Annotated in this window: 10 protein-coding genes and 2 pseudogenes; 10 read left to right on the forward strand and 2 right to left on the reverse strand. The window is 60.1% G+C overall.

Annotation, left to right across the window (positions count from 1 at the left end; translation table 11 throughout):
- The first annotated feature begins 59 nt into the window (after positions 1 to 59).
- The 4 genes from QF045_RS03220 to QF045_RS03235 all read left to right on the forward strand — a co-directional run bounded on the left by QF045_RS03220 (position 60) and on the right by QF045_RS03235 (position 4,978).
- Entirely contained in the window at positions 60 to 1,118 is a 1,059-nt protein-coding gene (locus tag QF045_RS03220) for a PA0069 family radical SAM protein (RefSeq protein WP_306491028.1), read from the forward strand.
- A 229-nt stretch (positions 1,119 to 1,347) separates the two neighbouring features.
- The gene (locus QF045_RS03225) at positions 1,348 to 2,079 is read left to right on the forward strand and encodes a carbonic anhydrase (protein ID WP_306491029.1); all 732 of its coding nucleotides are present in this window, start codon (positions 1,348 to 1,350) and stop codon (positions 2,077 to 2,079) included.
- Positions 2,080 to 2,165: 86 nt separating this feature from the next.
- Positions 2,166 to 3,710, forward strand: a complete 1,545-nt coding sequence (locus tag QF045_RS03230; RefSeq protein ID WP_306491030.1) for a SulP family inorganic anion transporter — start codon at positions 2,166 to 2,168, stop codon at positions 3,708 to 3,710.
- A 119-nt stretch (positions 3,711 to 3,829) separates the two neighbouring features.
- Positions 3,830 to 4,978, forward strand: a complete 1,149-nt coding sequence (locus QF045_RS03235) for an integrase core domain-containing protein (protein ID WP_373424389.1) — start codon at positions 3,830 to 3,832, stop codon at positions 4,976 to 4,978.
- A 141-nt stretch (positions 4,979 to 5,119) separates the two neighbouring features.
- Here QF045_RS03235 and QF045_RS03240 read toward each other — a convergent pair.
- Positions 5,120 to 5,768: pseudogene (locus QF045_RS03240) on the reverse strand (hypothetical protein).
- Positions 5,769 to 6,137: 369 nt separating this feature from the next.
- Here QF045_RS03240 and coxB point away from each other — a divergent pair.
- From coxB to QF045_RS03260, 4 genes and pseudogenes are all read left to right on the forward strand, one after another.
- The gene (gene coxB / locus QF045_RS03245; RefSeq protein WP_306491032.1) at positions 6,138 to 7,265 is read left to right on the forward strand and encodes a cytochrome c oxidase subunit II; all 1,128 of its coding nucleotides are present in this window, start codon (positions 6,138 to 6,140) and stop codon (positions 7,263 to 7,265) included.
- 58 nt (positions 7,266 to 7,323) lie between these two features.
- Complete coding sequence (ctaD, locus tag QF045_RS03250; RefSeq protein WP_124384481.1) at positions 7,324 to 8,910, forward strand: cytochrome c oxidase subunit I; 1,587 nt, start codon at positions 7,324 to 7,326, stop codon at positions 8,908 to 8,910.
- A 138-nt stretch (positions 8,911 to 9,048) separates the two neighbouring features.
- Positions 9,049 to 9,600: a cytochrome c oxidase assembly protein gene (locus QF045_RS03255; RefSeq protein ID WP_306491033.1), complete on the forward strand. Its 552-nt coding sequence runs from the start codon at positions 9,049 to 9,051 to the stop codon at positions 9,598 to 9,600.
- 35 nt (positions 9,601 to 9,635) lie between these two features.
- A pseudogene (locus QF045_RS03260) lies at positions 9,636 to 10,524 on the forward strand (cytochrome c oxidase subunit 3).
- A gap of 6 nt (positions 10,525 to 10,530) precedes the next feature.
- On the opposite strand, the gene QF045_RS03265 reads toward QF045_RS03260, so the two are convergent.
- Positions 10,531 to 10,734: a twin transmembrane helix small protein gene (locus QF045_RS03265; RefSeq protein ID WP_306491034.1), complete on the reverse strand. Its 204-nt coding sequence runs from the start codon at positions 10,732 to 10,734 to the stop codon at positions 10,531 to 10,533.
- A gap of 32 nt (positions 10,735 to 10,766) precedes the next feature.
- On the opposite strand from QF045_RS03265, the gene QF045_RS03270 reads away from it, so the two are divergent.
- Complete coding sequence (locus QF045_RS03270) at positions 10,767 to 11,531, forward strand: SURF1 family protein (protein ID WP_306491035.1); 765 nt, start codon at positions 10,767 to 10,769, stop codon at positions 11,529 to 11,531.
- A complete protein-coding gene (locus QF045_RS03275; protein ID WP_306491036.1) occupies positions 11,497 to 12,081 on the forward strand; it encodes a hypothetical protein in 585 nt (194 codons plus the stop codon). Before QF045_RS03270 ends, QF045_RS03275 begins: the two co-directional genes overlap by 35 nt.
- Positions 12,082 to 12,091 lie beyond the last annotated feature (10 nt).

A 12,091-nucleotide genomic window follows, 5' to 3' on the forward strand; every position in this document is an offset into this window, starting at 1 on the left:
CACTGGTCATAAACCTCGCGCCTCGATACTGTATATAAAAACAGTATCGAGGCGTTTTCATGACCACTGCACTGCCACCCCGTGGCCGGGGCACGGCCACCAACCTGCATAACCGTTTCGCACCCACTGTCAGCGTGGTCGAGGACGACGGCTGGTTTCAGGAAGTGCCGCCTACCCAGGGCACCGAAGTGCGTATCGAAACGGCCAAGACCATCATCACCCGCAATAACTCGCCGGACTTGCCCTTCGATCGTTCCATCAACCCGTATCGTGGCTGCGAGCATGGCTGCATCTACTGCTATGCGCGGCCCAGCCACGCTTATTGGGACATGTCGCCGGGGCTGGATTTCGAAACCAGGCTGATCGCCAAGAGCAACGCCGCCGACGTGCTGGAGCAGCAGCTGTCCAAGCCGGGGTACGTGTGCGCGCCGATCAACCTGGGCTCCAACACCGACCCATACCAGCCCATCGAGCGCGAATACCGGATCACCCGGCAAACCCTGGAAGTGCTGCTGCGCTATCGGCACCCGGTGACCATCATTACCAAGGGCTCCCTGATTCTGCGCGACCTGGACCTGCTCGCCGAGCTGGCCAGGCAACGCCTCGTGGCAGTGATGATCAGCCTCACCAGCCTGGACGATGAACTCAAGCGCATCCTGGAGCCGCGCACGGCGGCGCCCAAGGCGCGGTTGCGGGCGATACGGGTGATGCGCGAAGCGGGGATCCCAGTGGGTGTGCTGTGCTCTCCGATGATTCCGATGATCAACGACAGCGAGTTGGAAAGCCTGCTCACCGAGGCTCATGCCGCAGGTGCGCGGAGTGCCGCGTACATGATGCTGCGCCTGCCGCTCGAGGTGGCGCCGCTGTTCGAAGAGTGGCTGGCGGCGCATTACCCGCAACGCGCGGCGCATGTGATGAGCCTGGTGCGTCAGGTGCGCGGTGGCGCGGTGTACGACAGCCGTTTCGGCGTACGCATGCGCGGCGAAGGGCCTTTTGCCGATTTGCTGGCGCAACGGTTCAGCAAGGCGATCAAACGTCTGGGGCTCAATCGCCGTGAAGGCTTCGATCTGGATTGCACGGCTTTTTGCCCACCGGGCAGGCAAATGGCATTGTTGTAGACTACAGAGGTTAAATGGGAGATCCCTGTAGGAATAGTCGCGTTTTGATATTACTGAAACCCGCGATCTAGAGCGGTTGATTCAGTTTGAGTTAAGTTTCGGTGGGTACCTTGTTCAACGAGTGACTGATGAGTCGGCGCCCTGGCCGGTGGAGCTTTTCCAACTATTCCACTACCCAGGCGTCGAACTGACCTGAACACTTCCCCTGCATTGATCAAGAGGATGAATCATGAGTGACAAGGATAAACAGCCGTTGGCTGCGTCGGCTTCAGCCCCTCAGGTGGCGGAAACCGCCGATGCAGCGCTGCAGCACATCGTAGACGGCTTTTTGCATTTCCATCACGACGTCTTCCCCCAGCAGGAAGAGCTTTTCAAGCGACTGGCCACGGCTCAGAGTCCGCGCGCGATGTTCATCACCTGCGCCGACTCGCGCATCGTGCCTGAACTGATCACCCAAAGCTCGCCTGGGGATCTGTTCGTGACTCGTAACGTGGGTAACGTGGTGCCGCCCTATGGCCAGATGAACGGCGGTGTGTCCACGGCCATCGAGTACGCGGTCCTGGCGCTGGGCGTGCAGCACATCATCGTGTGCGGGCATTCCGACTGCGGCGCCATGCGTGCGGTCCTCAATCCCGACAGCCTCGAGAAGATGCCGACGGTCAAGGCCTGGTTGCGGCATGCCGAGGTGGCCAAGACCATGGTCCACGACAACTGCGACTGCGCCAGTGAAGGCGAGAGCATGAAGGTGTTGACCGAAGAAAACGTCATCGCCCAGTTGCAGCACTTGCGCACCCACCCTTCCGTGGCATCGCGCATGGCCAACGGCCAATTGTTTATCCACGGTTGGATCTACAACATCGAAACCAGCGAGATCCGAGCCTACGACGCAGACCAGTCGGCGTTCCGACCGTTGGGCGGCGAAGGTCCGATTCCATCCGCGACGCCTAAAGCGCGCTTCTAAACACACTTCCCTGCCGGGTAAAGCGGTGGCTGCCATGGACGCAGCCAGGCTTTACCGCGCCCGGCGAATGCCTCGGGAGAGTCATCATGCGTGCTGCTCAATTGAAAGCTGTTTTACCTCGGGAGCTGCTCGCCTCCGTGGTGGTGTTTCTGGTCGCCCTGCCCTTGTGCATGGGCATCGCGATTGCGTCCGGCATGCCGCCGGCCAAGGGCTTGATCACCGGGATCATCGGGGGGCTGGTGGTGGGCTGGCTGGCGGGTTCTCCGCTGCAAGTCAGTGGCCCTGCCGCGGGGTTGGCGGTGTTGGTGTTCGAGCTGGTGCGCCAGCACGGCATGCTGATGCTGGGGCCTATCCTGCTGCTGGCGGGGTTCCTGCAATTGGCGGCCGGGCGCCTGCGCCTGGGCTGCTGGTTCCGAGTGACGGCGCCAGCGGTGGTGTACGGCATGCTGGCGGGTATCGGCGTATTGATTGTGCTGTCGCAGATCCATGTGATGCTCGACGGTGTGCCCAAACCTTCGGGGCTGGACAACCTGGCGGGCTTCCCGGCGGCATTGATCGAAGCGATTCCCACCCTTGGCGGCGGGCTTGGCTGGCAGGCGGGATTGCTCGGTTTATCGACGATGCTGGTGATGTACCTGTGGGATAAATTGCGCCCGCAAAAATTGCGCTTCGTGCCAGGGGCTCTGCTGGGCGTAGGCCTGGCGACAGTGACCAGCCTGGTGCTGGCGTTGCAGGTCAAACGTGTGGAAGTGCCGGAAAACCTGTCCGATGCCATCGATTGGCTGCGCCCCAGCGACCTGCTCAACCTGGCTGACCCGCAGCTGCTGATCGCCGCATTCGCCGTCGCGTTCATCGCCAGCGCTGAAACGCTGCTTTCCGCTGCAGCGGTTGACCGCATGCACAGCGGGCAGCGTTCGGATTTCGATAAGGAACTGTCCGCTCAAGGCGTGGGCAACATGCTCTGCGGGTTGGTGGGTGCGTTGCCGATGACCGGCGTGATTGTGCGCAGCTCGGCCAACGTCCAGGCAGGCGCCACCACGCGCTTGTCAGCGATGTTCCATGGCGTGTGGCTGCTGGGCTTCGTGCTGCTGCTGTCGAGCGTGCTGCAGAGCATTCCGGTGGCGAGCCTGGCGGGTGTGCTGGTGTATACCGGGATCAAGCTGGTGGACGTGAAGGCGTTCAAGGCACTGGGGCGTTATGGCCGGATGCCGATGTTCACTTACGCAGCCACCGCGTTGGCGATCATCTTCACCGACCTGCTGACCGGTGTGCTGGTGGGCTTCGGGCTGACATTGGTGAAGCTGGCGTTCAAGGCATCGCGGCTGAAAGTCAGCCTGATCGATCTGCCTCAGGACGGTGAGATGGAGTTGCGACTGATCGGTGCGGCGACATTCCTGAAAGTGCCGGCGTTGACCCAGGTGCTGTCGACGGTGCCGATGGGAACCACCGTGCATGTGCCGCTCAATAACCTGAGTTATATCGACCACTCCTGCCTGGAACTGCTGGAGGAATGGGGAAGGGCCAATGCGGCCAAGGGCTCGAAACTGGTGATCGAGGCGCGTGGGTTGAAGCGCCGGTTGGAAGGTCGGATAAGGACCACCACGGGGATAGGCTCCGCACCCTCCACCTGACCAAACCGGATCAAAATGTGGGAGGGGGCTTGCCCTGGTACAAACCGGGGACATCGTTTACATTTCTAACCGGGGACATGGTTTACAGGTTAATACGCATGATCAGGAGATAACTGATCATGCCCTGGAACCAAGAGTCTCCGATGAATCAACGAATCAGACTGGTCGCCGATTGGCTTTCTGGCAACTACACCAAAAGCCAGTTGGCGCGTCGCTTTGACGTTAGTCGGCCTACCGTCGACAAATGGATTTCCCGGCACAACGGTGATTTAAAATCCTTATCCGAACTGTCCCGGCGACCTCACAACAGCCCCAATAAAACCGACGACGAGATCTTGGCCCGCGTCATGGCGATGAAGCAGGCTCACGATAAATGGGGGCCGAAAAAGCTTCTCGAGCTATTACGGCTTGAAGATCCCTCAGTCGCCTGGCCCTCTCCGAGTACAGCAGGCCAATGGCTTGATCGGCTCGGGCTCGTCAACAAGCGACGCTTCAAGCGTCGGCACACTATTTCCCACGCAGAAATGCGAGAGGCCAACGAACCTAACAAGACGTGGTGCGCCGACTACAAAGGGCAATTCAAGATGCTTAACGCGCAGATGTGCTTCCCCTTGACCGTCACAGACCACGCGTCCCGGCTGATTCTGGCATGCAGGGCCCACCCCAAGATCAAGACCCAGCCGGTAAAACAAGCATTTGAGAGGCTTTTTCTGGAGTACGGCATGCCAGAAGTTATCCGTTCGGACAACGGGGTTCCGTTCGCCTCTCCTGGACTGGCACGGATGTCCACACTGGCAGTTTGGTGGATTCGCCTCGGCATCTATCCGGAGCGCACCATGCCCGGAAGACCCGCGCAGAATGGTCGCCATGAGCGAATGCACCGCAGCTTGAAGCTTGAGCTGCCCTTAGGGAAAAACTTGGTCGAGCAGCAGCTTTTGCTGGAGCACTTCAGGCATGAGTTCAATTACGTACGCCCTCATGAAGCACTCGGTATGAAACGTCCGGGAGATTTGTATGTACCGTCTACCCGACCTTACCCAGGATGCTTGCCCGATGTGGAGTATCCCGCGGAAATGAAGGTTCGCAGCGTCAGACAGGACGGATCGATCAAATGGAACGGCAAGTTGGTATTTATTAGCGAGGCGCTATCTGGGGAACGGATAGGGCTCAAAGAAGCTGACGAGGATGTTTGGGATTTGTACTTGTGTGATTATCCCTTGGGGAGGCTTGGACGAGGTATGACCCGTGTCCAGGCCTCAAAAGTGTAAACGATGTCCCCGGTTTCAGATGTAAACGATGTCTACGGTTCTACACCTCGATAGCGGTGGATCAGTCGAAATCTCTTTGGCTGATACACCGTAATCGGGAGCAAGCCCCCTCCCACATTTGTTTTGTGTCTGATTTAGGATTTACGTCGGCTGATCCAGTGCCAGCTCAACGCCAAGCTGGCGCGACAGGCACGGCCAGCGCTTCCACGCGGCTTCCGTGTGCGGGCTCTTCAACTGTTCGCGGTAGGTTTCGACCGACTCCAGCGCAAAAGCTCTCTTCGTTAAGCATCTCATCCACCGCCAGGTGCACCGCTTCATCCAGTTGATTGGCAAAGTTCTCGCCGATCAATTGGTGGGCAATCAGGTTGGCAACGGTGGTATCCGCCGGAATCAGCGGCTGGCCGAAATGCTTGATGTACAGGTCGTTGACTTCCTCCACCAAACGATGGGCCAGGTAGGCCTCGTCCAGCAGGCCATCCAGGCCTTCATGGCCCGCCAGAATCGCCGGCGGCTGCAGGAAGAAATGTTCGGCAATCTTCAGCACAGGCTTGATCTGGCTTTCGATCCCGGCTTCGCGAGCTACGTCGTTAGCGGCTTCGAGCAAATCGGGGACGAGGTCGATGTACGCGGTGACAAAGCGGGTCATGACAATGTTGCGATCACCCTCGGCCAGGGAAATGGCCGAATGCAGGTGCGGCAATTGTTTTTCCAGTTGCTGGGCCAGTTGGCCCGTCGTGGCTTCGTGTTGATGGGCACGGGAAATCTGCTCGCGCAATGCGGCGGTGTTCATGAAGGCTCCAGTCATGCAGGCGTAGGAAAAGGGAGACGATAAGGTAGCTCGTTTATACGAGCGCCTAAGACGCATTTGTCATAATTATTTCATGGTTATACGGAGACGTTATATCGGATTGCCATCGTTCGTCGGATAAACGATTCCGCAACCGATTTTATTGGGCCCATCCGTCTGTTTTCACTCATTTGCCCCTACACATTGCGGGGTCGCTACGGCTGTCTATACTCGGATTTGTACGCAATTAGCTGATGACGCCCAACTGCATGAAGCAGGCAAGGCTTGGCGGTTGTAAGCAGTATGGAAGCCGCTCCCTTCGCCGCAGGTGCAAACCGGCGGGATAACAAGAAACATAAAGGGGAACCCGCAATGACGCGACATCCACACGTTTGGATGGGCTTACTGTTGTGGTCAGTATTCGGCCAGGCCCACGCCGCCTGGACAACGAATATGGCGCCAGGGGCCACTGAAGTCAGCCACGCCGTGTTTGACCTGCACATGACCATTTTCTGGATCTGTGTGGTGATCGGCATCGTCGTGTTTGGCGCGATGTTCTGGTCGATGATCCTGCACCGCCGATCCACCGGCCAGGTGGCGGCCAAGTTCCATGAAAGCACCACGGTGGAAATTCTCTGGACCGTCGTGCCGCTGCTGATCCTGGTGGCCATGGCCATTCCAGCCACCAAGACGCTGATCAACATCTACGACAGCAGTGAGTCGGATATCGATATCCAGGTCACCGGCTATCAGTGGAAATGGCACTACAAATACCTGGGTCAGGACGTCGAGTTCTTCAGCAACCTGGCCACACCCGCCGAGCAAATCCATAACCAGGCCACCAAGGGCGAGCACTATCTGCTGGAGGTCGACCAGCCGCTGGTGCTGCCGGTGGGCGCAAAGGTGCGCTTTTTGGTGACCGCCGCTGACGTGATCCACTCCTGGTGGGTGCCGGCCTTTGCGGTCAAGCGCGACGCCATTCCCGGGTTCGTCAACGAGGCCTGGACCCGTATCGAGAAGCCCGGCATCTATCGCGGACAGTGCGCTGAGCTGTGCGGCAAGGACCACGGGTTCATGCCCATTGTGGTCGAGGTCAAGTCCAAGGCCGACTACGACACCTGGCTCGGCGAGCGCAAGCAAGAGGCGGCCAAGCTCAAGGAGCTGACCTCCAAGGAGTGGACGCTGGACGAGCTGGTGGCCCGCGGCGATAAGGTCTACCACACCACCTGCGTGGCCTGTCACCAGGCTGAAGGCCAGGGCCTGCCGCCGATGTTCCCGGCGCTCAAGGGCTCGAAGATCGCCACCGGGCCTGCCGCTGATCACCTGAACCTGGTGTATCACGGCAAGCCAGGTACCGCGATGGCCGCGTTCGGCAAACAACTCTCGGAAGTCGATATTGCCGCTGTCGTGACCTACGAACGCAATGCCTGGGGAAACAACAAAGGCGACATGGTCACGCCAAAAGACGTGCTGGCCATCAAACAGGCAGAAAGCAAATGATAGCCACCCTTGCCTGCGTCCAGACCCGCCCCGCCCACTCGTTTGCAGGAGAACGGTCATGAGCACTGTGATCGATGACCATGGCCACGCCGACCACGCCCACGGCCCCGCCAAAGGGTTGATGCGCTGGGTGCTGACCACCAACCATAAAGACATCGGCACGATGTACCTGTGGTTTGCCTTCACCATGTTTTTGCTGGGCGGTTCGTTCGCCATGGTGATTCGCGCCGAACTGTTCCAGCCCGGCCTGCAGATTGTGCAGCCGGCGTTCTTCAACCAGATGACCACCATGCATGGCCTGATCATGGTGTTCGGTGCGGTGATGCCGGCCTTTGTCGGCCTGGCCAACTGGATGATCCCGCTGATGATCGGCGCGCCGGACATGGCCCTGCCGCGCATGAACAACTTCAGCTTCTGGCTGCTGCCGGCGGCGTTCCTGCTGCTGGTCTCGACCCTGTTCACGCCGGGTGGCGGGCCGAATTTCGGCTGGACGTTCTATGCCCCTCTCTCCACCACCTATGCGCCGGAAAGCGTGACCTTCTTCATCTTTGCCATCCACCTGATGGGCATCAGCTCGATCATGGGCGCGATCAACGTGGTCGCGACCATCCTCAACTTGCGCGCACCGGGCATGACCCTGATGAAGATGCCGCTGTTCGTGTGGACCTGGCTGATCACCGCGTTCCTGCTGATTGCGGTGATGCCGGTGCTGGCCGGTTGCGTGACCATGATGCTGATGGATATCCACTTCGGCACCAGCTTTTTCAGCGCGTCGGGCGGTGGTGATCCGGTGCTGTTCCAGCACGTGTTCTGGTTCTTTGGCCACCCTGAGGTGTACATCATGATCCTGCCGGCATTCGGCGCCGTCAGCTCGATCATCCCGACCTTTTCGCGCAAACCGTTGTTCGGCTACACCTCGATGGTCTACGCCACGGCCAGCATCGCGTTCCTGTCGTTCATCGTGTGGGCGCACCATATGTTCGTGGTCGGCATTCCGCTGGTGGGCGAACTGTTCTTCATGTACGCCACCCTGCTGATTGCGGTGCCTACCGGGGTCAAGGTGTTCAACTGGGTCAGTACCATGTGGCAAGGCTCGCTGACCTTTGAGACGCCGATGTTGTTTGCGGTGGCCTTCGTGATTCTGTTCACCATCGGCGGTTTCTCGGGGCTGATGCTGGCCATCGCGCCGGCGGACTTTCAGTACCACGACACCTATTTCGTGGTGGCGCATTTCCATTACGTACTGGTGCCCGGCGCGATCTTCGGCATCTTCGCCTCCGCCTACTATTGGCTGCCGAAATGGACCGGTCACATGTATGACGAAACCCTGGGCAAGCTGCACTTTTGGCTGTCCTTCGTGGGCATGAACATGGCGTTCTTCCCGATGCACTTCGTGGGCCTGGCCGGCATGCCGCGTCGGGTGCCGGACTACAACCTGCAGTTCGCCGACTTCAACATGGTCTCGTCCATTGGTGCGTTCATGTTCGGCGCCACCCAGATCTTCTTCCTGTTTATCGTGATCAAGTGCATCCGCGGCGGCCCGCCCGCACCGGCCAAGCCGTGGGATGGCGCCGAAGGCCTGGAGTGGAGCGTGCCCTCGCCCGCGCCTTACCACACCTTCACCACGCCGCCGGAGGTGAAATGAATAAGTTATCCGCGATCCCCTGTGGGAGGGGGCTTGCCCCCGATAGCGGTGTGTCAGTCGACATCGTTAACGGCAGGGAGACCGCTATCGGGAGCAAGCCCCCTCCCACATGGCCCTCATTCACATCGGGTGGGCGTCATGGCTGACTCCGTGCCCCTCAAGCGCCTGGTCACCCGCCTGCTGATCCTGGTGCTGGCAATGTTCGCCTTCGGCTTTGCCCTGGTGCCGATCTACGACGTGATGTGCAAGGCCTTCGGCATCAACGGCAAGACGGGCGGGCAGTATGAGGGCGAGCAAGTTGTCGACCCGTCGCGCCAGGTAAGGGTGCAGTTTCTGTCCACCAATGCCATCGATATGGTCTGGGATTTCTATGCCAAGGCTGACGAAGTGGTGGTCAATCCGGGTGCGGTGACCGAGATGCTCTTCGTCGCTTACAACCCGACCGACAAACCGATGACTGCTCAGGCGGTGCCGAGCATTTCTCCAGCTGAAGCGGCGATGTATTTCCACAAGACCGAGTGCTTTTGCTTCACCCAGCAAGTGCTGCAGCCAGGCGAACGTATCGAAATGCCGGTGCGCTTCATCGTCGATCGCGCGATGCCCAAGGACGTGAAGCATTTGACCCTGGCGTACACGCTGTTTGATATCACCGCGCGCCAGCCGCCAGGGGCGGCCCGCAGCGGCGGCTAGCTACTGTTTGCCCGCTCAATCAGGAGAGCGAATACATGTCGACTCATGATACGTATTACGTACCAGCGCAAAGCAAATGGCCGATAATTGCCACGATTGGTCTGTTGGTCACCGTGTATGGACTGGCCGTCTGGTTCAACGACCTTAAGGCCTTGCGCCCGGAATCCCACGGCCCTTGGATCTTTTTCGTCGGCGGCCTGTTGCTGGCCTACATGCTGTTCGGCTGGTTCGGTGCGGTGATCAAGGAAAGTCGCGCCGGTTTGTACAGTGCGCAAATGGACCGCTCGTTCCGCTGGGGCATGACCTGGTTCATCTTTTCTGAAGTGATGTTCTTCATCGCGTTCTTCGGCGCGCTGTTTTATGTGCGCACCTGGGCGGGGCCATGGCTGGCGGGTGAGGGCCCCAAGGGCGTCGCGCACATGCTGTGGCCCAATTTCGAGTTCGCCTGGCCCTTGCTGAACAATCCGGACCCCAAGCTGTACCCGGCGCCCAAAGGCACCATCAGCCCGTGGGGCCTGCCATTGGTGAACACCATCTTGTTGGTGAGCTCCAGCGTGACCATCACCATTGCTCACCATGCTCTGCGCAAAGGCCATCGCGGCGCGCTGAAGATCTGGCTGGCGATCACCGTGCTGCTGGGCCTGGCGTTTTCTCGGCTTCCAGGCCGAGGAGTACATCCACGCTTATAAAGAATTGGGCTTGACGCTGGGCTCGGGTGTGTACGGGGCGACGTTCTTCATGCTCACGGGGTTTCACGGCGCCCACGTGACCATCGGCACAATCATTCTGTTTGTGATGCTGATGCGCATCGTGAAGGGGCATTTCAATGCCGAGCACCAGTTCGGTTTCGAGGCGGCCAGTTGGTATTGGCACTTCGTGGATGTGGTGTGGATCGGGCTGTTTTTCTTCGTGTATGTGCTGTGAGCCGTTCTACCACGGCACATGCGAGACCAACTGGCCACTGAAAAAGCCCCAGGCGATCAGCCCCACGGTGATGGCGGCCAGTACGACACGCACGGTCAGGGCGGTGACGAGGCGGTTGGAGTGGCCCTCGTCCCTGACCAAAAAGAATAAGCCACTGAACAGGCTCGCGACGGACGCGATCAGCATCAGGGCAATGGCGGCTTTGAGCATGGTCAGGCTCCGGGCTTTTGGGGGAGGGGGCAATGAAATCCAGTATAGCCACTGCCTGGCAGCGCTTCCGGCCCGGCATCGCGCCCACGTTGGTGGTGATGATGCTGCTGCCGTTGATGATCGGCCTGGGGTTCTGGCAACTGTCGCGCGGCCAGGAAAAGCAGCACTTGGTCGACACCTACGCAGAGCGGCGCGCCGCCGAGCCCATGGGCAGCGAGCAGCTTGAGGCGAGTGCCGATCCCACCTTTCGCCGGGTGCACCTGCGCGGCAGCTTCGATGCCGAACACAGCGTGTGGCTCGACAACCGCATGCGCGACGGCAGGGCCGGTGTCGAGTTGCTGCAACCCTTCCACGACCAGGCCAGCGGCCTGTGGTTGTTGCTCAATCGCGGTTGGCTGCCCTGGCCGGACCGCCGCACGCCGCCGGCGTTCACCACCCCGGATCAGCCGGTGAATCTGGTTGCCTGGGTGTACGTCGCCCCCGGCGAAACCTTCCAGTTGCATGTCGACCCGGCCACCGCCCAGTGGCCACGTCTGTTGACCGCGTTGCATCCCGCCGCCCTGTGGGCGGAATTGGGCCGCAACGGGTTCGCCTACGAGCTGCGCGCCGAAGCGGGCCCCGGCACGTACGACACCACCTGGCCTGTGGTCGCCATGGGGCCGGAAAAACACCTGGGGTATGCGGTGCAGTGGTTTGCCATGTCATTGGCGCTGCTGGCGCTTTACCTCTACCTCGGATGGCACAACGCAAAGGAGAAGCCGCATGGGAGCCGCCATGAATCCACTCAACATGTCTGAGGCGCCAGACCGGCGTAAAGGCCGCTGGCAGTTGATCCTGATCCTGCTGATGGTGGTCGGCCCGATGGTGCTGGCGACCTTTATGTACAAGCTGCAGTTCTGGGTGCCAGACAGCCGCAGTTATCACGGTGAAATGATCGGTAACGGCCAGACCCGCGCCGATATCGGCGTGCAGGCCGATGAGGACCGTTGGCAATTGCTGGTCACTGCGCCCGGCGCCTGCGCCGCCGAATGCCAGCAACTGGTGTACCTGGCGCGCCAGCTGCAGATCGGCCTGGGCCGCGATGCCTCCCGTGCCAGCCACGCGCTGGCCAGTGCGCAGCCGGTCGGCGCCGACTACGACGCGAAGCTCAAGGCCGAGTACCCGCAATTGCAGCGCTACTCACTGGACCTGTCGACCTTCAACCGCAATGCCGGCGCGCCTGGCGATGCGCACCTGTGGATCGTCGACCCCCACGGCAACCTGGTGCTGCGTTACGACGCCAAGACCAACGGCAAGGATTTGCTCAACGACCTGCGTTTGCTGCTGAAACTGTCGAACATCGGATAAGGGCATCGTC

This window comes from Pseudomonas sp. W4I3 (assembly GCF_030816195.1).
In the GTDB taxonomy this organism is placed as follows: Bacteria; Pseudomonadota; Gammaproteobacteria; order Pseudomonadales; family Pseudomonadaceae; genus Aquipseudomonas.